Here is a 21,743-nt window from a genome sequence, read left to right as displayed (position 1 = left end):
ATAAAGTGATAAGGTTAGGTTTGTAGTGTGTTGTAGTTGTGAGGTGCTGTATTTATTCAGTGTACTGGCCCTGCACTGCCTGAATAGCCTGGCGTATACCACCATGTAGCTTTAAAAGCTCAGTAGCTGTTTGCTCGTCTTTGCCGGTCACTTTCATAATCATGTTCACACCACGGTTGTACAGTTTGTGATTAGTAAGTTGCATATCAACCATTAAGTTACCTTTAACTTTGCCTAAACCAATCATAACGGATGTGGTAAGCATATTTAAAACTAACTTTTGAGCAGTACCTGCTTTCATTCTGGTTGAGCCTGTTAAAAATTCTGGTCCAACAACAACTTCCACCGGGTACTTTGCTTCCTTGCCTATCGGGCTTCCGCTGTTACACACCACACATCCTGTAATAAGTCCCTTTTCGTTCGCTGCTTTCAAACCGCCTAATACATAGGGGGTAGTGCCTGATGCTGCAATACCAACAATTACGTCATTTTCAGTTATATTGTACTCCTGTAAATCTTTCCAGGCCTGCTCAGCATCGTCTTCTGCAAATTCAACAGCTTTACGTATAGCAGTGTCTCCACCGGCTATAATGCCTACTACCCAATCGTGCGAAACGCCAAACGTGGGCGGGCACTCCGAAGCATCGACTACTCCTAAGCGTCCGCTTGTACCGGCGCCTATGTAAAACAAGCGTCCACCTGCTTTCATCTTTTCAAGCACGGCGGTAGCTAAAGCGCCAATCTTATCCAAGCACTTTTCAACTGCCAGTGGCACTGTTTTGTCTTCATTATTAATGTTAACTAAGATATCGTTGATTGACATCTTATCAAGATCGGTATATTGGGATACCTGTTCTGTAGTGGGTTCCATTTAGCGAAGTATGTTATTTAGGAGTTGCCATTGTTATATTAAAACGAGAAAAAACGCAGCAACATGCACAAATATATATTATTTCAAAATCAAACATGCAAGAAAACGCATAAAAAACATGGTCTCAAAATTAGACTTTTAATGAAGTTTGCCTGATATACTATGAAGCTGGAATAAATTTATACATTTATAAATTATGCTTAAAGAAGAAAGGCAGCAACATATAATAAGCCAGATAAACATTCACAACAAAGTATTGTCGACTGACCTAAGTGCTCAGCTTAATGTTTCGGAGGATACCATTAGACGCGACTTAAACGAATTAGCCGAACTTGGCAAAATTGTGAAGGTTTATGGCGGCGCATTATCTAAGTCTTTTCACTACCCCTTCTCGGGCCGCGAAATTTATAACAAGGATGGCAAGAAAGAAATAGCCCGAAAAGCAGTAGGATTAGTTGAGGACGGCATGGTGCTGTTGGTTGGTGGCGGTACAACAATGATTGAGCTGGCTCGCATATTTCCAGAAAATATCCACTGTACCATCTTTACAATAAGCCCTTTAGTAGGTTTGGAATTGGCAGAACATCCAAACATTGCTGTTAACCTATTAGCTGGCCAACTTGCCGCCAATTCCCATATAGTCACCGGATCGCAGGTGATAAGTCAACTATCGGAAATTAAGGCAGACCTCTGTTTTCTAGGAACCAACGGCATATCTATCACCCATGGTATATCTGATTCAGATTGGGAGGTAGTGCAGGTAAAAAAGGCAATGATTAACTCTGCAAGCAAAACAGCGCTATTAAGCATATCTGAAAAGCTTGATTCCATGCAAAAAATGAAAATTTGCAATTTAAGCGCAATTGATTACCTGCTTACCGACCTGGATCCGCAGAGTGTTCTTATCGAGAAGTATGCAAGTATAGTGTCAGTAATTTAACCTTGATTGCTATTTTAAATTTTTACGTTTTTTACCAAGCGGCCTGGTAGCTATAGTAGCCGAGCGTTTGTCTTTTTCTTTTATAATAGACTTATAGATAACTTCCTGGATATCGCCACGAACGCTCAGTGAGCTCAACTTGTTATTATCGCCCCCATCAGGATTTACCCGGTTAGACATAAAAATGTATAGCAGATTATACTTGGGATCGGCCCATACACCTATGCCGGTAAAGCCCGTATGCCCAAACGTTAGTGGCGATGTACTTAGTGATGGATAAGGTGACTTACTGGTTGCATTATCTTTTTCTGGTTTGTCAAACCCTATTCCACGCCGGCTAATGTTACTGTGATAGCCAGTAAAATAGTCTATCGTTTCTTTTTTCAGCAATCTTACACCGTTGAGCTCTCCTCCGTTTAACAGTAATTGATAAAGCTGCGCAAGATCATACGCGTTACTGAATAAACCTGCATGGCCGGCAACTCCACCTAACATAGCGGCTCCAGGGTCATGCACGTCGCCACGCAGCTGCTGCAACCTGAAAAATTTCTCATTTTCAGTTGGTGCAATTAAGTTAATCGGCTCATGCTCTCTGGGCTTAAAGGTTGTGCTTGTCATTCCTAGCGGCAGATAGAAGGTTTTACGCACGTACGCATCTAACGTTAAACCTGTAATTTGCTCAACAACCATACCCAGAAAAATGAAGTCATTATCGCTATAAACATACTTATTTGCCGGGCCAAGTTTACTTTTTAGTATTTTAGCTTTAATGGTGTCAACCCAGTCCTTACGCATATATAGTTCATCTGCAACCCTTGTAGTATAGTTACCGATTGGCTCAGTTTTATAAAAGCCCAATTTTGGCTGACCGGTCTTCACATCGATAGTTTCACGATAGAACGGAATAAAGGATACTAGACCTGCCTGGTGTAACAAAACGTCAAAAAGCTTTAAATTGGCTTTATCAGTTCCACGCACCCAAGGCAGGTAGTCGCCTAAAGTTTTTTGTATATCAAGCCTACCCTCCTCATACAACTTCATTACCGAAACGTTAGTCGCGCTGATTTTGGTTACCGACGCTAAGTCATAAACCGTTTGTAATGTAGTTTTTTCTGCACCATCATAACTCAAGTGGCCGTATGCTTTGTAAAAACCGACCTTTCCGTTTTTAGCCACCAGAACTACACAACCAGGTGTGGCGCCTTTTTGAATTGCATTTGCTGCAATTGTATCTATTTTTAAAAGTGACGCACTATCCAAACCAGCCAGAACCGGCTTTACAATAGGCAGATAAAAATTGGTATTGATACCTGTGCCATAAGCATACTTACCTACTGTGACTGGCAGTTTCCCTTTGGGTGTGATTTTTCCGGCCAACAAGTCGAGCGCTACATCATGCATTAGATCATCATCTTCGTAACAGGCAACTATGTTTTTGGCATTCGCAAAATTGACTATTGCGTAGGGGTTGCCGAATGCAAAGCTCACCGTATTAGCTTTTTGCTGCAACTGTTGTATGAGTGAAACAGACGCATTACTTATACCGAAATTTTTTGCTGGGTATTTAGCATATTTATGCATACCAATTACTATCCCATCATACTTATCGCCTATTTGCTGTAAAAGCTGACTGGCTTTAACACTGTCGCTTTTGTATCCTAGATAAAAGCAATCGGCGTTGTATAACTCATGTAATTTTTTCGCAAAGTGATTTTCTTGTTCAATGCCAATACCTACGTATGCAATTTTATTCAAATGCTTTAATGGCAGTACATTGCTATCATTTTGGCAAACCAGTGTAATGGCATTTTTGTAAACAGTCTTTTTAAGCTCATCAACGTCAGCATTCAGCCTTGCTGCGATATTAAGAGTATCAATGGGCTGTAAAGCGTCAAGGCCAAGATTGTATTTTGCCAGTAGCACTTTCTTCACCCTTGCGTTTATATCATCCCAACTTAGTTTATCTTTACGTATAGCTTTACGAATTTTTTTAATACTTCCCTTGATATCGCCGGGTAAACACAGCATGTCATTGCCTGCAATCAAAGATTGTACTGCCGCTTCGCCCTGCGGATAAAACTTCGCTACTCCCTTCATTTCGAGCGCATCCGTAAAAGTAATACCACTGAATTTAAACTGCTCGCGCAGTAAACCAGTTACGTTATTTTTAGACAATGAAGTGGCTTTATTACGCGTGGTATCAATTGCCGGAATATATAAGTGAGCAACCATCATGCTGCCAACCTTATCTTTAATAAGTGTTTTGAAAGGAAAAAGCTCAAGGGAATCGAGCTGTGCCAACGATTTTGTGATTATAGGCAAGTCCAGATGCGAATCAACTGCAACATCGCCATGGCCCGGGAAATGTTTGGCGCAAGCCATGATTCCGGCATCTTGCATGCCTTTCATGATTCTGCTACCGAACAACGATACCTTGTATTTATCCTGACCGAATGAGCGAAAATTAATAACAGGGTTATTTGGATTGTTATTGATATCTATAACGGGTGCATAGTTAACCTGAATACCTGCATTTTTGCATTGTAAGCCAATGGCTCTTCCAATTTGATACGATATGGCCGCATCATTAGTAGCGCCAATAGTTAGCTGATCGGGAAAAGGCTTTATATCGCCAAATCGCATACCTACACCCGTTTCTCCGTCGATGCAAACCAATAACGGAACTTTGGAAACCTGCTGCAAATGGTTTAAAACTTTAGCCTGCTGCAAGGAGTTGCCCTGAAAAAGGCATACAGAACCTATTTTGTATTTCTTTATATAAGATTCAACTTCTTTGTCGAAAAACACTACGTCCTTACCCCTCTTTTCGGACATACGAACAACCATCAGTTGCGCAATTTTCTGTTTCCTGGACAGGCTTTTGAAATTTTTATCCACCCACTGTTGTGCAACGGAGGTATCACGCAAACGTTGACTATAACCAAGCGTAGATACTAATAAGAGAAGCGAACAAAATAGATGTCTTTTGTACCCGAACATATCATTAAATTTTAGAAATCAGCTGAATTAAACGGCGTGACCAATGTTTCTGCGAACAACTTGAAATAATAGCCTGCGTAATTTTACGCAATTAATTTTAAAACATGCAAAAACATGCAAACTTTATACTCAAGTATTGGTGACATTTTCGTTTGTTTTAACTACTTGCATTAAAAGTGCAGCTGCAAGAATGCGCCATTACTTTTTGCCAAAGATTAATTAAGTTTTTGCATGGCCGCAATAACCGCATTTAAGCCTGCCTCCGAATAAGGCAAAGACAGGGCAAATTGATGTCCGTGTGCATCCATTTTCAATAGCGATTTCCAGAGGATGTTGACAACCTTCGGCAAATCATCTTCATGTTTTTTACGAAACTCTTCATATTGAAATTCTAAAAACACAAGGCACAATGCATTTTCCATTGTTTGAACATCTGCATCTGTTTTAATACGCTTTTTTAAAAGAATTTCGCTTACGCGCTTAACCTGCACATCGGCATAGCCAACTTGCTGCATCAACCGGGTAGCAATTGAGGCATGGTGCAGGGCAAGCTCTTTACGCCATTTGAGGTATGAATCGCGACCTTCTAGATAACTATCACGAGGCATTTCCCAGCGGCCAATATGCTGACTACGCGAGGCTAAAAGCAGCTCCTCACCAGCATCAGGATTAAGCTTTAATACCCATTCATATAATTTTATGGCAAAAAAGTACTCTTGCGGATAAGTCTCCCCTGCCCACTCAAAAACCCGTGGGTCTTTCCTATTATATTCATCAAAAAGTTTGTAAGCAGCATCTAATTTACTCATGTACGCAAATTACCATCTTTTCTCTGCTAACTCAAAGCTATCTTGATTTAGATCACTAATCAGCCAATGTTATTGATTTGTGGAATGACTCGTTGTCCAATTAGCTCGATTGATCGCATCAATTGCTCATGGGTAAGGCCTGCGTTGTCCATCTGAAAGGTAAAACGATCAATGCCGCCCAGGGCTTCACTATGATGGAGAAGTTTTTCAGCCACCTGCTCAGGACCGCCTACCAAAAGTACACCTTGCGGCCCTACTAAATGATCAAATTGCGTACGCGTAACTGGCGGCCAGCCGCGCTCGCGACCTAGTTTGGTCCAAAGTTCGGCATAGCCGGGGTAGTATTCGCCAATGGCTTTCACATTGGTTTCGGCTACATAACCCGGAGAATGCAGGCCTACTTTAAGCTGTTCTGATGAGAATCCTGCACGTGCGCCAGCCTCACGGTATAAATCAACAAGTGGACGGAAACGAGAAGTGTTGCCTCCGATAATGGCTACCATTAAAGGCAAACCAAGAGAGCCCGCCCTTACGAAAGACTCCGGCGTGCCACCCACTCCCAGCCAAATGGGCATCTTATTTTGAAGTGGCCGTGGGTAAACCGGAAGGTTTGGAATTGAAGCACGAAATTTGCCAGACCAGGTTACAAATTCATTCTCGCGTATTTGCAATAAAAGATCAAGTTTTTCACTAAACAAAGCATCATAATCATCAAGCTTGAAACCGAAGAGCGGATAAGCTTCAACTGATGAACCACGGCCAACAACCATTTCTGCCCTACCTTTGGAAATGAGGTCGAGTGTTGCAAATTGCTGAAACACACGAACCGGATCTGCGGCACTGAGCACAGTAACTGCGCTGGTAAGCCGAATGCGACTGGTACGACTTGCGGCTGCCGCCAAAATTACTGCTGTCGCTGAATCTAAGAATTCTTTGCGGTGATGTTCTCCAATACCGAACACGTCAAGTCCAGCTCGATCAGCGTGTACAATACGCTCTAATAGTTGTTCCATTGCATCAACACTGCTGAGTGCATTTGTACCGTACATTGCCGACGCAAAGCTGTCTATTCCGATTTCCATTCTGCAATATATGCATCAGTGCTGTTTAGTACAGGTAATGGCCAGGTCATTTTTATGCGCTCATTCATAAAATGTGATGTTAGTACTTCGTTAACTACAAAAATTCGGAAGCGGTATCCATCATCCTTTCCATGCTCATTATCGTTTCCTAAATTAAATCTTACAGCGCAGGTTCATTTCCCGTGTTCAGGCCCTTTCTACTACGCTTTCCGACACTATTCTCCTCAATTGCTCAAGACTATTAGTGTAATTTTTACACTAATCCAATAAAGCCTTGTAACAGGTTGTTTATCTTTGCCGGCCTATTGAAGAACAAATGAAAAAAAGTTTATTTCCGCTTTTACTTGGCGGTTTAGGCATAGGCACCACCGAATTTGTGATGATGGGCCTGCTGCCAGACATTGCCGAGAATCTGCATACCAGTATACCAACTGCCGGACACTTGATTTCTGCTTATGCTTTTGGCGTTGTGGTAGGCGCTCCCCTACTGGTAATGATAACCAGTAGCTATCCACCCAAGAAAGTATTGCTGTTCTTAATGCTGATCTTTACTATTTTTAATACAGTATCGGCCTTTGCCCCTACGCATTTTACGTTACTTATGGCCCGATTTTTTGCTGGGTTGCCTCACGGAGCTTTTTTTGGTGTAGGAGCAGTTGTGGCCAGCCGGTTGGCCGATGAAGGCAAACAGGCACAGGCCATATCTATGATGTTTGCCGGCCTCACTATAGCCAACCTGGCTATAGTGCCTCTGGGAACCTGGATTGGTCATCATTATTTATGGCGGTATACGTTTGGTATAGTTGCTTTGATTGGCCTGCTTACCCTAACGTTCCTTGCCGCCTGGATGCCTGCACTTCCGGTAGAAAGAAAGGGCGATGCACGGTCTGAGTTAAAGGTATTTAAAAGTGCTGAAGTATGGCTTGTTATTCTGCTAACGGCAATTGGCACGGGTGGCTTATTTGCGTGGATAAGTTATATAGCTCCCCTCATGACGAAAGTTTCCCGTTTCTCTGCCAGTAGCGTTTCCTGGATATTAATTTTAGCCGGTTTAGGCATGGTAGTTGGTAATCTTGTTGGCGGAAGACTGGCTGACCGCGTGCAACCTGCTAAGGCTTGTACATGGCTGCTTATGGCCATGGCAATTACACTGTTGTGTATTTACTTTTTCTCAGAATATCAGGTTATTGCCTTGTTGCTTACCTTTATTGCCGGTGCTTTGTCTATGGCTATTGCATCGCCCATCCAAATATTAATGATCCAAACGGCTAAAGGCGCGGAGATGCTGGGTGCGGCAGCTACGCAGGCGGCTTTCAATATTGGCAATGCATTAGGTGCATTTTTTGGCGGCTTACCTATTGCTGCCGGTTTAAGTTATGATACACCGTCGCTTGTAGGTATGGTTATGGCATTAATAGGTGTGCTTTTTGCCTTTGTTTTAGTAAGAAGGCAGGCAAATATTAAATTAGCTAAAGAGCTAATACCAGCATAAGGATTTAAAAAACCAGGCATTATTGCCACCGCATTTCTTATTGTTTTGTTGTACCGTTTTGCAAAAGCAAGCGTTCAAAAACCTCTTAAAAACCAGCACGGCGTGTTGAGTAAAGCATAGCTCATTCAACAACAGCTATTATCTAGGCTAGCTTATAAATAACAATTGCTTTATCATGACATTAAGAATTTGTTAGGCAAATTAGAAATGCCGTTGTTTGCAAAACATACCAGTTAGTATTTTATGTCAAAAGCTGCGCTAACACGTTCGAACATACTACAAAAAGCGTTTGAGTTGATTTACCGTAAAGGGTATCAGTCTACCAGCATTGACGATATTATTGCGAAAACTCAAGTAACTAAAGGCGCCTTTTTTTACCATTTTAAAAATAAGGAGGATATGGGGCTGGCCATTATCAACGAAATAATGTATCCGGGTTTGATTCCGTATATGGAATCGACCTTGAATAAAACAGAAGATATTCGGCTTAATCTTTATAATATGATGGAGAGCCTGCTTTTGGAAAAATCATTCTTCGATATAAATTATGGATGCCCTGCTGTAAATATGATAGAAGAGATGGCACCGCTTAATCCACTGTTTAAAAAAGCCCTGTTACGTATTATGATGCAGTGGCATACTGCTATCGAAGCTACGCTTACAAATGCACAACAAAAAAAGCAGATTGGCGGCGAGCACAATCCTTCGCATCTGGCAACTTTTATTATTTCTAATTATACAGGTATACGAAATACCGGCAAACTACTGGGGCAGGCATCTTACAAAGCTTTTCTGAGTGAATACAAAAAATTTCTTAATCAACTTATATAATTTTTTTCACCAAAAACATACCATTTAGTATGTTAATTTTTTAATCTATGTATCCATTCCTCATTTCTCTTCATTCGTTGTGGCGCTGGCTCGTTTTAGGCAGCCTTATTTATTCCATCTACGTTTCTTACAACGGCTTTATAAGTAAGAAAAAGTTTACAGCAGCCGCCGACAACCTCCGTCACTGGACAGCAACAATTATACATATTCAACTGGTTTTGGGCATGTCAATTTATATACAAAGCCCGGTTGTGAAATATCACTTACTAGACAGTCCCCATAATTTAATCAACGAGCAATACTTCTTTCGTTACTTCCACCTTGCCATGATGTTGGTTGCTGTAATTTTAATTACGATTGGTTCTGCCAGAGCTAAACGGTCCAAAGATGGGGTAGAAAAGTATAGGATTATGTTCAAGTGGTTCAGTTTAGGCCTTGCGGTCATTTTCATTGCCATCCCCTGGCCTTTTTCACCACTTACGAGCAGGCCTTATATAAGAAGCTTTTAAGTACGTTGGAGAAATACAGTTTAATTAAAGTAAAACCTTGATATCAAGAAATGAATCTAACAAACATGAATAATTTGATAAAAACACCTGTTGGGCGTTTACGCCTGGTTGGCTATTTGGAAGGAACATCGCTCATATTGCTGCTTTTTATTGGTGTTCCATTAAAATATTACAGCAACAACCCCGCATTAGTTAAAACGCTGGGACCGGTACACGGCTTATTGTTTTTGTATTTTGTAATCAGTACACTGAGTGTTGGGGTGGAGCAAAATTGGAAATTCCGGCAGATTACCTGGAAGGTGCTTATTGCCTGCATGATTCCTTTCGGAACCTTTTACATTGACTACTATATACTCAAACAAGCTGCAAAAAGCCCGAACTAAGGGATGTAAATTTCATAGCAAAACCCTGGATAGGGCATGTATAACAGTCCGGGTAGATTGCCCTCGTCCACCGTATTACAGTTTCCGAATAATCTACCTCATAGGCGTATAAATTACCGTATCCAGGGTTTAAGAACTTTTTATTTTGTGCTCTTCTGCTACAAATTAGTGCAGTTAAAATTTATATCTAACAAACGCTTCCATGGCTTCGTACTCGGCAAGGCCAAGCTCGTTATAACGGTTAGCCGTTTCGCGGTTACGATCTTCGGCCCTTACCCAAAATTCACGGGCATCATCACCCGGGAAAACCGGCGTATCTTTTTGTGACTGATGTTTAAATATAGCCTGACGTTTCCTGATCACTTCCTGCGGTGATAACGGTACGGCCATTTCTATCTCATGTGTTTCGAACTCGTGCCATGCACCTCTGTACAGCCATAACCAGCAATCTTTAACCCATTCTTCTGTGGCTTTAAGGCGTTGCAAGGCAGCCAGTATTATATTAAATGATACGATGTGTGTACCGTGCGGATCGGCAAAATCACCTGCAGCAAATACCTGATGAGGTTTTACTTTTTGCAGCAATTCTATAGTTAACAGAATATCCTCTTCTCCTACCGGATTTTTTTTGGTTTTACCGGTTTCATAAAAAGGCAGGGCCATAAAATGAATACTGCTATCAGGCAAGCCCGCGTAACGCGCGCCGGCAATTGCTTCTCCCTTGCGTATAATGCCTTTTACGTTACGTATCTCCTGCGAGTCTATCTGGTTAGGGCGTTTTTGTTTAATAAAATCGCGCATGTTGTCGTAAATGCCCTCCAACTCTGTAGTGTCTTTGCCTATGCTCTGGTTAAAGTCTATAGCAAATTCAACATAGCGTAGTACATCATCGTCCCATACGGCGGTGTTGCCCGATGTTTGGTAGGCAACATGTACATCATGCCCTTGGTCTACCAAACGAATAAAGGTACCACCCATTGATATGACGTCATCATCAGGGTGCGGAGAGAATATCAGCGAACGCTTCTTTGCCGGTTCGGCACGCTCGGGCCGCTGCGAATCATCGGCATTGGGTTTGCCACCCGGCCAGCCTGTTATGGTATGCTGTATTTTGTTGAATATATCGATATTTATATTGTAGACAGGTCCCTGCTCTACAGCAAGTTGTGCCATACCATGATTATTATAATCTTCTTCGGTTAGTTTGAGCACTGGTTTCTTGAGTTCGCTGGCCAGCCAAATAACCGCCTTCTTTTTCAATTGAGCATCCCAAGTACAATCTTTAACAAGCCAAGGCGTGTAAAAGCGGGTTAGCTCTGATGCTGCACCTTCATCTAATATAAACTCTACATGATCCGAAAGCTGTAAATAAGTAGCCGGTACGTCGCCCGAGATTTCGCCCTCTACAGCTTTTTTTACAATCGGTGCTTTTTTAGCACTCCATGCCATTAGTATGATTTCGCGGGCTTTAAAAATGGTACCTATACCCATAGTGATGGCTTTGGTGGGTACATTTTCTTTTCCACCAAAATCACGCGAGGCATCACTTCGGGTTAAGTCGTCAAGGGTAACCAACCTTGTACCTGAATTAGGAGCCGAGCCGGGTTCGTTAAAGCCGATATGGCCGGTACGACCAATACCCAACAATTGAAAATCCAAACCGCCTAAATCCTCGATTTGCTTTTCGTAGTTAAGGCAAAATGCAGCTACCTCATCCTGGCTCAGTGTTCCGTCGGGAATGTGAACATTTTCGGCGGGAATGTCAATGTGGTCGAACAGGTTTTCATGCATAAAGGTTACATAACTTTGTGCCGAACCAGCTTGCATCGGAAAATACTCATCCAGGTTAAATGTAATTACATTTTTAAAGCTTAAGCCTTCTTGCAAGTGCAAGCGTACTAATTCTTTATAAACTGCAATAGGTGTTACACCTGTAGCCAGTCCTAAAACAGCCTTACGGCCTTCTGCCTGTTTATGACGTATTAATTTTGCTATACGCTGTGCCACCACTATGCTGGCTGTTTGTGCGTTAGGATAAATGCTTACCGGAAGCTTCTCAAACCGTGTTTCTTCAAGTAGATTTAATCGTGCCATAGGATATAAGATGTTAATGTGATTATTACTCTGTTATTGTTATGCTATGTATGTTTTCCATCACAAAGGATGCGGCTCCAATCAGTTCTGCGTTATTGCCCAATTCGGATATAACAATTTCGGTAAACGACGCTAAACGAGGTATGCTATGCTCATTTATAGCTTGTTGTATGGGTGCCAGCCACAGTTTACCTACCGCTGCACCTTTACCACTTAGTACTATTACTTGCGGATTCATTATGTGAAGCAATATAGCCAGGCCCTCGCCTATGTGATAGCCGGCCTCGGCTATAAGCTTGATGCAAAAACGGTCGCCTTTACCGGCCTCTTCCAAAATATCCTGTGCGGTTATTTTCCTGCCAAGTTTGGTTAAACTAGTGGTATACAACCCTTCTCGCATTTCATTAATTGCTCGTTCTTCAACTGCAATTAATGAGGCAACGGTTTCTAAGCAACCATGCTTACCACAGGTACATAACCGACCATTTTTAACTAAGGGAATATGGCTAAATTCGCCAGCGAAGCCACTGTAGCCATTATACATTTTGCCGTTAATGATCATACCTAAACCTATACCCCAGCCTATGTTAATTACCATCATTTCCTGAAAGGCTGCGCCTAAGCCAAATTTTAATTCGGCCTGAGCTACGGCATTCGAATCATTGAAAATAAAGACTGGCATTTTTAGCTTTTCAGACAGGTACTCTTTCAAGTTATGCCCATCATCTACCGGCAAGTAGCTATAATTGATACCGTCGGCCTCATTAACAAACCCGGGCATAGCTATACCTGCTGCGATAATTTTATGGCTATCTATATTGGCCGACTTTAAATACAGTGCAATTCCATTAACAAGGTCTTGCGTGGCATTAACATTATTGTGCAATTTGAGTTCAAACTCATGAACCGGTGCTATAAAATTGTTTCGTAAATCGGTGAGTCCAACCCTTGTGGTGAACTGATCCATTGCTACACATAGAATATATAATCTATTGGCGTTTAAAACATAAGTAGCAGGCTTTCGTCCTCCGCTCGAGATTCCCACGCCACTTTCCGAAATCCAACCTTTTTGTAAAAGTGCGTTTATTATTTTCTGAACGCTAGGTATACTTAAGCCTACTTCGGCACTTATAGTTGCGCACGAGTTTTTACCGTGGTACAACGACCTAACTACTTTTTTGCTTTTTGAATCAAATTCGCTGGCTGGCATTGTGTTTTCTGCGAATTGTAAATATAGAAATTTAAAATCTTTTTAAAATATTTAAAAAGATTTTAAATTTTTGAGTTGTTACGTGATGTCAAATTTTCCGCTTTGCGCGCTATACTATAATCGATTAGGTGCCCATTTTTGCCATTACTGGCTCTTGTTGCCCAGTTCATAAACAACGGCTGGTTTTTGACCGCCAATTAGATCGTCATTTATTACTTGGTATAGCACTAAATACTTTACGAACTTTTTTCATGTCAAATTTAGGCCTTCTATCGTAGGTATAAATACCGTTTTGTTCTTGCTCAACATCCGTCAACTGAGTAAAGCAATAGCCAGTTATGTGTTTAGATTTTAATATTGTACCGGTCAGCAACTCCAACCGGCTATAAAATTCGTCCAGCGATTTAGGGCCTTTTCCGTAACCCCACGATCCTGCATATTTTTGATCACTAAGCCATTTTATGCCCCCGTACTCACTTACCATTATTGGCTGTCCTTCATACCGTGCCTTTTTCGATATGTGGTATTGTGAAAAATCAAACTTCCCGGTCTTTAGTTGCAGCTTCTGTCCAAACGTTGTTGCATCCTGGCTATAGTCATGCACACTCCAAATATCTGCCTTGTAAATTTCTCCACCGGCAGCGGTAATTATGGGCCTGGTTTGATCTAAAGCTTTTGTTAAATTATAAATACCTTCGTTAAAGCGAGGGTACTCTGTTTCGTCGGTTATCCAAAGTTCATTGAGCGGTGTCCATCCAATAATGGATGGATGATTGATACGCTGTTGCACAGTCTCAATCCATTCTTCGGTAATATTCTTCATGGTAAGCTGCTTAGTGCGGTCGCCTCCCCAATCGGCTGCTTCTGCCCAGGTTAAATACCCCATTTTATCGGCCCAGTAATGAAAACGTTCCTCAAATATTTTTTGATGCAAACGGGCACCATTAAACCCGGCCTGCATACTCAATTCAATATCATGTTTCATGGCCTCGTCGGTAGGTGCAGTCCAGATGCCGTCCGGATAAAAGCCCTGGTCCAGTACAAAGCGCAAATATCGGGGCTGGTTATTCAAATAAACCCAACCGTCTTGAATATGTACTTTACGCATTCCAGCATAAGAGGTTACCTTATCAATCACCTCACCATTCATGTCCAGCACTTCTAATATAAAGTCATACAAAAATGGATTCTCAGGGCTCCACGGTTTTATATTTTCCAGCTCAATGACGGCCATAGCGCTGTTACTTGCGGGTATAGTTTGCTGACCGGCTATCCTGTCTCCGTCTTTCACGGTAACTCTTAACCTTTGTCCTCTAAAAGCAAAGAAAGCTGGCATAACCGTAAACCTGCTTTGATCTAAGTCAGGTATAATCTTACAACTTTCCAGTCCGAGTGGTGCTGCCGCCTCCATCCAAACCGTTTGCCAAATACCGGTGGTACGTGTGTATCTTGCCCCGCTGGAGTTGTATTTATAAGCTTGCTTGCCCAACGGTTGTATGCCTGAGCGGGTATCGTCTTTTATAGATAACACCAGATTGTGCGACGAGCCGGCTTTTACAAAAGATGTGATATCAAACGTAAAGGCAGATGTGCCGCCAAAATGAGTAGCCACTAACTGACTGTCAATATAGGCGTCGCAGCGGTAGTCAACCCCTCCAAAATGCAGTAATATTTTTTTGTCTTTCCAGCCTATCGGTATACTGATATTTTTATGATACCACATGGCATTGATAAAGTCTGTGTAACCTACACCTGATAATTTGCTTTCCGGACAAAACGGAACGGTAATTTTACCAGGAAATCCTTTACTTGCTGTGAGGCCTCGCTCTAAGCCAGAGTCTCCCTGATCGAGGGCGTAAGTCCAAGTGCCATTAAGATTAACCCAATCGTTACGAACAAATTGAGGACGGGGATACTCGGGACGTGGCACTTGCTGAGCAAATGCAAAAGCCCCTGAAAGGATAGCAACAATCAGAAGGTATAAGTTTTTCATCTTTAATATCGGTATCGCAATATAATAGGTGCAATTGCGTAGCGCACCCGTCAAATCGTTCAGATTTCCCGGTCTTATAGATGTTCAGAGACCGTGGCCGTGCAACATATTACTGTCTACTTTGCACGATACAGCCTGTTAGATGAAAGCTTTGCAATTATATATTTACATTCAACTTGACTGACGCTATGAAAAACTGCATAAAAGTCTTTATTATCTTATTTGCCGCAGCTGCTGTTGGATTTGCTCAACCACGGAAGTCAAAATATAAACGTCCTAATATTATTATTATACTGGCTGACGACTTAGGATATTCAGATATCGGTGCTTTTGGCGGCGAGATTAATACACCTAACCTCGACTACCTAGCTGCTAATGGCTTACGATTTTCTCAGTTTTATAACGTATCGCGTTGTTGTCCAAGCAGGGCTTCCTTACTAACTGGTTTATATAACCAGCAAGCAGGCATCGGCAGCATGACGCGCGATCAGCACCAGCCAGCTTACCGCGGATATCTTACAGAGAATACGGTTACACTTGCCGAGGTACTTAAAAAGGCAGGGTACCACACCGGGATGGTAGGTAAATGGCATGTATCTAACACGGTTGAAAAGAGCGATCCTAAAGAGCAATTGATGTGGCTCAACCATCAAGTTAATTACCCGTTGTTTTCTCCTATTGAGCAGTACCCCACCAGCCGAGGGTTTGAGAAGTTTTATGGCACCATATGGGGCGTAATAGATCACTTTGATCCGTTTAGTTTAGTCAACGGAACTAAGCCTGTTGAAAAGCTTCCTAAAAACTATTATCACACTGATGCCATTAACGACACGGCATCGTCATACATCCAGCGGTTTAGCAAGGAAAATAAACCCTTCTTTTTATACGTAGCACACAATGCACCGCACTGGCCGGTACAAGCATTACCTACCGACATCAACAAGTATAAAGACACTTACGAGGCAGGCTGGGAGGCCATACGTAAAGCACGCTACAAGAAGATGATAGCACAAGGGCTGATAGATCCGGCAACGCAGCCCCTGTCGCCTCTGTATGGCAATAAGAGCTGGGAAAGCAACCTCACAAAAGAATGGGATGCGCGGGTGATGGCGGTACATGCTGCCATGATTGACCGTATGGATCAGGGCATTGGACGCATCATTAAAACACTGCGTCAAACCGGACAATTGGAAAATACGCTAATCATGTTTTTAAGTGATAACGGGGCCAGTCCGGAAGTTGCGCAAGTGCTTGAGCCTGGTTTTGACAGACCGGGTCAAACGCGTAGTGGCCAACTCATTATTTATCCAAAAAACAAGGACGTAATGCCTGGACCGCAAACCGTTTACGCCTCTATAGGCCAGGAATGGGCCAATGTAGCCAACACTCCTCTGCGATACTGGAAAAGGGAATCTTATGAAGGTGGGGTACGTACACCATTTATTGCATATTGGCCAAAGGGCCTGAAGTTAAAAAAAGGAAGCATAACCGATAAGGTTGAACACGTGATGGACTTTATGCCCACCGTTGTAGAGTTATCAAAAGCGGAATATCCTTCTACTTACAAAGGCCATCACATAACCCCCATGCAAGGCATTAGCCTGGTGCCGGCTTTTAAAAACTTGCCTGGTAAAGCTCATGATTTTATTTTCAACGAACATGTGAACGGACGCTCAGTAAGAGCAGGTAAATGGAAGTTGGTTAAGCTAAGCTCAGACATGCCGTGGGAGTTATATAATATGGACAAGGATAAAACCGAATTAACCGATATAGCGTTAAGGTACCCCAAAAAGGTTAAGGAATTAGATAGCCTGTGGAACGCTTGGGCCACTAAAAACCAAGTACTACCTAAACCGGGTAAGTAAGGCTATCAATTACTCGTTCTTAAAAGAGACCGGGAGCCTGTCGTTGATAAATAGCCCAACCCTCTCCCACTGCTTGTATGGATAACAGCTACAAGTATGGCCACCTGCTCGACATGAACAATTACCGGACTTGCCTTTATGTCTGCTTTTGCAGTAGAGAACGTTTTATCATCTACGGTAATTCATAATAATGTTGTAATTGCAGGTATCCGTATTCCTGATGTATTGTTCAATTCTACAGGTCAAAAGTGTCGTCTCGGCCTTGTACATGTCCTATAATAGCGCAGGAACCATAGGCAACAAAATCTATATAATACTGATTTTAAATTACTTGCAAATACATCTATATCAATGTCAGTTTATATACTGCAATTAAAAGCGGCATATCTGTTAACGGTAAATGTTACAGGCACTACATTTTTTTAGTATCTTTAAATAACCATTTATAAATTTCATTGATCTTGAAAACCAAGACTACATTGCTACGTGTAATGATGTTGGTTATGCTACCCTTCCTAATGGCATCGGTAGGCAAACGGGCATGGGCACAACATCTGAATTTTAAACACCTTACCATTAACGAGGGCCTGTCGCAAAACACTGTCTTTTGTGTAACGCAAGATAAAACCGGATTTATTTGGATAGGTACCGAGGATGGACTGAATAAGTACGATGGTTACGAATTCAGTATTTATAAGCATGAGGACAATAACTCGAAAAGTTTAAGTCATAGTCAAATAAATGCCCTCCTGGAGGACCCCAGGGGTAATTTATGGGTTGGCACCTCAGATGGTTTGAATTGCTTTGACAAACACACAGAGAGTTTCCGAAAAGTAAGTACCGGCACTAATAGCGAGTCGGGCACGAACGAATTTATTACCTCTTTTTTATATGACAGCTTTGGGAACCTTTGGATCGGCACTTTTGGTGGCTTAAAACGATATGATTATAAAACAAATAAGGTAGTCGATTACACTATAAAATCTTCCAACCAAAGTACAGGCACCAGCAAACGGGTGCAGGCTATTTTTGAGGATGCCGACAGAACATTATGGGTAAGCATTGGCAAAAACCTAAAACGTATCGATCTTTCAACTCAAAAGCCAATGCCACTGCCGGCAGGCCTCCAAGAGAATATTGACCTTAGCAAAAGCAACATTAGGGTTATTAAACAAAGTAAAAATGCCGAATTGTGGTTTGGTACAGAAGGTGGCGGCTTATACCGCTATAACATACTAACCAATAAAACAACACATTACCTGCATAGCAAAAGCGATAACAAAAGTTTGCCAACAAATATTATAAGGTCGCTTTTACCTTATAGTGACACAGAAATGTGGATTGGTACGCGCGATGGGTTGAGCATTTTAAATATGCAAACCAATACGTTTACAAACCATAAGTATAACCCTTATGATACTAAAACCATTAGTCACAACTCGGTAAGAAATATTTTTAGAGACAGGGCAGGTAACATTTGGTTGGGCACCTATGCGGGAGGCCTTAACTTCTTTTCATCCGGCGGAAATAATTTTTCATACATAGGAGAAAAATCAAGTAATAAGGCCGGGTTAAGCCATCGGGTAGTAAGTTCTATAATAAACGATAATGGCGCACTTTGGGTAGGTACCGAAGGCGGCGGGCTCAATTATATCGACAGAAATAAAGGAATTCAAAAAGCTTTTATCATTAACAGTGAGCAGCAAAACATTGTCAAATCGCTTTCTAAAGATGAAAAAGAAAATCTTTGGATAGGCACCTACGATGGATTAAGCTATATGGATACTAAAAGTGGACTAATCACCAATTTTGACATAACCGAAAACGACAGCAAACCAGAAAACAAACAAGTTTTTGCTGTATTGGCAGCAAAAAACGGCGTTTGGATGGGCACCGATGGCAGGGGTTTAAAATTTATGGGCAAAGATGGTAAGTTCAGTACCTACCTTCACAATGCTAACAACAGTAATAGCATAAGCGGCAACACCGGCTTTTGCCTCCTTAAAGATTCGGAGGATGGGTTGTGGGTAGGTACCGAACATGGCTTGAGCTACTTTGACGCTCAAACCAACCGTTTCACCCAGTTTTTACATCATGATGGTAAACCTTACAGCTTACAGCATAATACGATACTGTCTTTATTTGCTGATTCCAAAAACCGGCTTTGGGTAGGCACCAAAGGTGGCGGCGTAAGTTATTATGACCGGAGTTCGAAACATTTTTATACCATAAGCACTAATGAAGGCCTGAACAATGGTGTAATACATGCTATAAAACAAGATGTTGATGGAAACCTATGGTTAAGCACAAACCAGGGACTATCGAAAATAATATTCAAAAGCTTTACGCTTCCTTTTAGTAAAAACACACTGCGCATCATGAACTACACGGTTGACGACGGCTTGCAAAGCAACCAGTTTTCATCGGGCGCGGCAGAAACCGGCGAAGACGGAGAACTGCTTTTTGGTGGTATAAACGGCTTAACTGCCTTTTACCCTAATAAAATTATTTACAATACGTTTAAGCCTAAAGTTGTTATCACCGACTTTCTGATCAAAAACAATCCGGCTAATTTGGGTGCTGAAAATTCACCACTTAGCAAACCAATAGACGAAACCGAGGATATTACACTAACACATGACCAGGCATTTATAACATTTAAATTCGCTGCTTTAAATTACCTGAACCCCGACAAGAACCAATACGTTTACCGTTTACGCGGTTTTTACGATGATGAATGGCATTATGTAAATAATCAGCGAACAGCCACTTATACCAATCTAGACGCTGGGAAGTATGTTTTTCAAATCAGGGCAGCTAATAATGATGGCGTTTGGACGGATGAAATTAAAACAGTTCATATCACTGTGCTTCCTCCCTGGTGGAAAACCTGGTGGGCTTATTTGCTTTATGTGTGCATTTTAGGTTTGGTACTCTACATGGTATACTATCATTTGGTAAAAACCAGTAAGCTTACACATGAGTTGAAGTTTCAACACATGAGTCATGAAAAGGACCAGGAACTTGCCCAGCGCAAACTAAGCTTCTTCACCAACATATCGCACGAAATAAAGACACCCCTTACTTTAATTTTAGCACCGATTGATAAGCTGATAGGTTTAAATGAGGGAAATAATAAAACTCAAAACCAATTGCGGCTTATACAACGTAACGGAGAGAGGCTGGTGCGGCTGATTGATCAATTGCTTGATTTTAGAAAATTTGAATCGGGAAACATGAAGCTGCAGGCTGCAGAAGGTAATATTGTGCGTTTTGTGAAGGAAATTTTAATGGCCTTTGAATCTTATGCACATCACCGCCGCATTCGCATTAAGTTAATGACCGAACAACAGCGAATAAGGATATGGTATGATCGTGATAAGCTGGAAAAAGTAATTTACAACTTATTATCAAACGCACTGAAATTTACTAACGAAGGCGGACAGGTTATTGTATACATCAAACAGCTTGATACGCAACCTTCAAATCTAATCATCGAAATTGAAGATAATGGCATAGGTATTCCCCCTCACCAAATAGACAAGATATTTGATCAGTTTACGCATTTTGACGACAAGGGTATTAACACTAAAGGAACGGGTATTGGCCTGGCATTTTCAAAAGGCTTGGTAGAACTGCATAAAGGCACCATGCACGTAGAAAGCACAGTTGCAACACCGCAGCAACAGGGAAAAACGGTGTTCAGAATTATTCTTCGCGTAGGGAAAGAGCATTTATCAGAAGATGAAGTGATTGCTGATTATAAAAACAGTGAAGACTTGGATGCCTATCGCGAAAGTGAGATCTCATCTGCATCCAGATTGGCCATACAGAAGCGCAAACAGCAAGTTTTACAAAATGCAGGAAAGGAAAAGCTAATACTGCTTATAGTTGAAGACAACCTGGAAGTTCAGGAATTTGTTTCGTCGCATTTTGAGCCCGATTTTGAGATTCATACTGCTCAAAATGGAGCTGTGGGGCTGCAAAAAGCGTTAGAACTTGTTCCGGATATCATTATAAGCGATGTAATGATGCCCGAAATGAATGGCATTACGCTTTGCAGTAAATTAAAAGCTGATGCACGTACAAGCCATGTGCCGGTTATATTATTAACAGCGCGTACACCTATCATATTTAACATTGAGGGTTTGGAAACCGGCGCTGACGACTATATCACGAAGCCTTTTAACCTCACCATGTTAGAAGCCCGTGTATGGAATTTGTTAGACTCCAGACAGAAGCTAAGAGAACGTTATAGACGGGAGATTACCCTGCAGCCAACTAATGCAGCCATCACCTCACCCGACGAAAAATTTTTAGAACGTGTAATGAAGTATATTGAGGCCAACATGGCCGAGCCAACCTTAAGCGTTGAGGAATTGGGCAAAGAGGTTGGTATGAGCAGAGTTACACTTTACCGTAAAATTAAAGCGCTTACTAACCAAACTGCTGTAGAGTTTATTAGGAGTGTGCGGTTAAAACGTGCTGCGCAACTTTTAGAGCAGAACAAGTTAAACGTAAATGAAGTAGCGTATATGGTTGGCTTTTTAGATATAGATTATTTCAGGCGCTGTTTTAAAGATGAATTTGGTTTTACGCCTAAAGAATTTGCCAACCAGGCTGTTGTTAAATAAAAGCAAATGCTTAGGCGGTTCAATCCAGCC

Annotated in this window: 14 protein-coding genes; 7 read left to right on the top strand and 7 right to left on the bottom strand. The window is 41.7% G+C overall.

What is annotated here, in order from left to right; translation table 11 throughout:
* Positions 1-52: 52 nt before the first annotated feature.
* A complete protein-coding gene (gene murQ / locus ABDD94_RS10425; protein ID WP_345955817.1) occupies positions 53-871 on the bottom strand; it encodes an N-acetylmuramic acid 6-phosphate etherase in 819 nt (272 codons plus the stop codon).
* A gap of 196 nt (positions 872-1,067) precedes the next feature.
* Here murQ and ABDD94_RS10420 point away from each other — a divergent pair, with 196 nt between their 5' ends.
* Complete coding sequence (locus ABDD94_RS10420) at positions 1,068-1,811, top strand: DeoR/GlpR family DNA-binding transcription regulator (RefSeq protein WP_345955816.1); 744 nt, start codon at positions 1,068-1,070, stop codon at positions 1,809-1,811.
* Positions 1,812-1,820: 9 nt separating this feature from the next.
* Here ABDD94_RS10420 and ABDD94_RS10415 read toward each other — a convergent pair whose 3' ends face one another.
* The 3 genes from ABDD94_RS10415 to ABDD94_RS10405 form a co-directional block, all read right to left on the bottom strand.
* Positions 1,821-4,739 carry a glycoside hydrolase family 3 N-terminal domain-containing protein gene (locus ABDD94_RS10415; RefSeq protein ID WP_345955815.1) on the bottom strand — a complete coding sequence of 973 codons (2,919 nt, stop codon included), beginning with the start codon at positions 4,737-4,739 and terminating at the stop codon, positions 1,821-1,823.
* A 287-nt stretch (positions 4,740-5,026) separates the two neighbouring features.
* The gene (locus tag ABDD94_RS10410; protein ID WP_345955814.1) at positions 5,027-5,620 is read right to left on the bottom strand and encodes a DUF4202 domain-containing protein; all 594 of its coding nucleotides are present in this window, start codon (positions 5,618-5,620) and stop codon (positions 5,027-5,029) included.
* Between the two features lie 59 nt (positions 5,621-5,679).
* Positions 5,680-6,702, bottom strand: a complete 1,023-nt coding sequence (locus ABDD94_RS10405) for an LLM class flavin-dependent oxidoreductase (RefSeq protein ID WP_345955813.1) — start codon at positions 6,700-6,702, stop codon at positions 5,680-5,682.
* A gap of 316 nt (positions 6,703-7,018) precedes the next feature.
* Between ABDD94_RS10405 and ABDD94_RS10400 the strand changes: the two genes are divergently transcribed.
* The 4 genes from ABDD94_RS10400 (at position 7,019) to ABDD94_RS10385 (ending at position 9,917) form a co-directional block, all read left to right on the top strand.
* Entirely contained in the window at positions 7,019-8,194 is a 1,176-nt protein-coding gene (locus tag ABDD94_RS10400; protein ID WP_345955812.1) for an MFS transporter, read from the top strand.
* A gap of 243 nt (positions 8,195-8,437) precedes the next feature.
* Positions 8,438-9,025 (top strand): TetR/AcrR family transcriptional regulator, encoded by a 588-nt coding sequence (locus tag ABDD94_RS10395; protein WP_345955811.1) that lies wholly within the window; start codon positions 8,438-8,440, stop codon positions 9,023-9,025.
* A 47-nt stretch (positions 9,026-9,072) separates the two neighbouring features.
* Positions 9,073-9,534, top strand: coding sequence for a hypothetical protein (locus ABDD94_RS10390; protein WP_345955810.1), 462 nt, complete (start codon positions 9,073-9,075; stop codon positions 9,532-9,534).
* 65 nt (positions 9,535-9,599) lie between these two features.
* Positions 9,600-9,917, top strand: a complete 318-nt coding sequence (locus tag ABDD94_RS10385) for a DUF3817 domain-containing protein (protein ID WP_345955809.1) — start codon at positions 9,600-9,602, stop codon at positions 9,915-9,917.
* Positions 9,918-10,091: 174 nt separating this feature from the next.
* Here ABDD94_RS10385 and nagB read toward each other — a convergent pair whose 3' ends face one another.
* The 3 genes from nagB to ABDD94_RS10370 all read right to left on the bottom strand — a co-directional run bounded on the left by nagB (position 10,092) and on the right by ABDD94_RS10370 (position 15,214).
* The gene (nagB, locus tag ABDD94_RS10380; RefSeq protein ID WP_345955808.1) at positions 10,092-12,011 is read right to left on the bottom strand and encodes a glucosamine-6-phosphate deaminase; all 1,920 of its coding nucleotides are present in this window, start codon (positions 12,009-12,011) and stop codon (positions 10,092-10,094) included.
* 25 nt (positions 12,012-12,036) lie between these two features.
* Positions 12,037-13,221: an ROK family protein gene (locus ABDD94_RS10375; RefSeq protein ID WP_345955807.1), complete on the bottom strand. Its 1,185-nt coding sequence runs from the start codon at positions 13,219-13,221 to the stop codon at positions 12,037-12,039.
* Between the two features lie 205 nt (positions 13,222-13,426).
* Positions 13,427-15,214 (bottom strand): sugar-binding domain-containing protein, encoded by a 1,788-nt coding sequence (locus ABDD94_RS10370; protein ID WP_345955806.1) that lies wholly within the window; start codon positions 15,212-15,214, stop codon positions 13,427-13,429.
* A 188-nt stretch (positions 15,215-15,402) separates the two neighbouring features.
* Here ABDD94_RS10370 and ABDD94_RS10365 point away from each other — a divergent pair, with 188 nt between their 5' ends.
* Together ABDD94_RS10365 and ABDD94_RS10360 are read left to right on the top strand one after the other, a co-directional pair.
* Positions 15,403-17,079, top strand: a complete 1,677-nt coding sequence (locus ABDD94_RS10365; RefSeq protein ID WP_345955805.1) for an arylsulfatase — start codon at positions 15,403-15,405, stop codon at positions 17,077-17,079.
* A gap of 461 nt (positions 17,080-17,540) precedes the next feature.
* Complete coding sequence (locus ABDD94_RS10360; RefSeq protein WP_345955804.1) at positions 17,541-21,713, top strand: two-component regulator propeller domain-containing protein; 4,173 nt, start codon at positions 17,541-17,543, stop codon at positions 21,711-21,713.
* Positions 21,714-21,743: the final 30 nt, after the last annotated feature.

The sequence above is a fragment of the Mucilaginibacter sp. PAMB04168 genome, assembly GCF_039634365.2.
In the GTDB taxonomy this organism is placed as follows: Bacteria; Bacteroidota; Bacteroidia; order Sphingobacteriales; family Sphingobacteriaceae; genus Mucilaginibacter.
The sequence above is the reverse complement of the archived record's forward strand: the minus strand, read 5'-3'. Positions and strand labels throughout refer to the sequence as shown.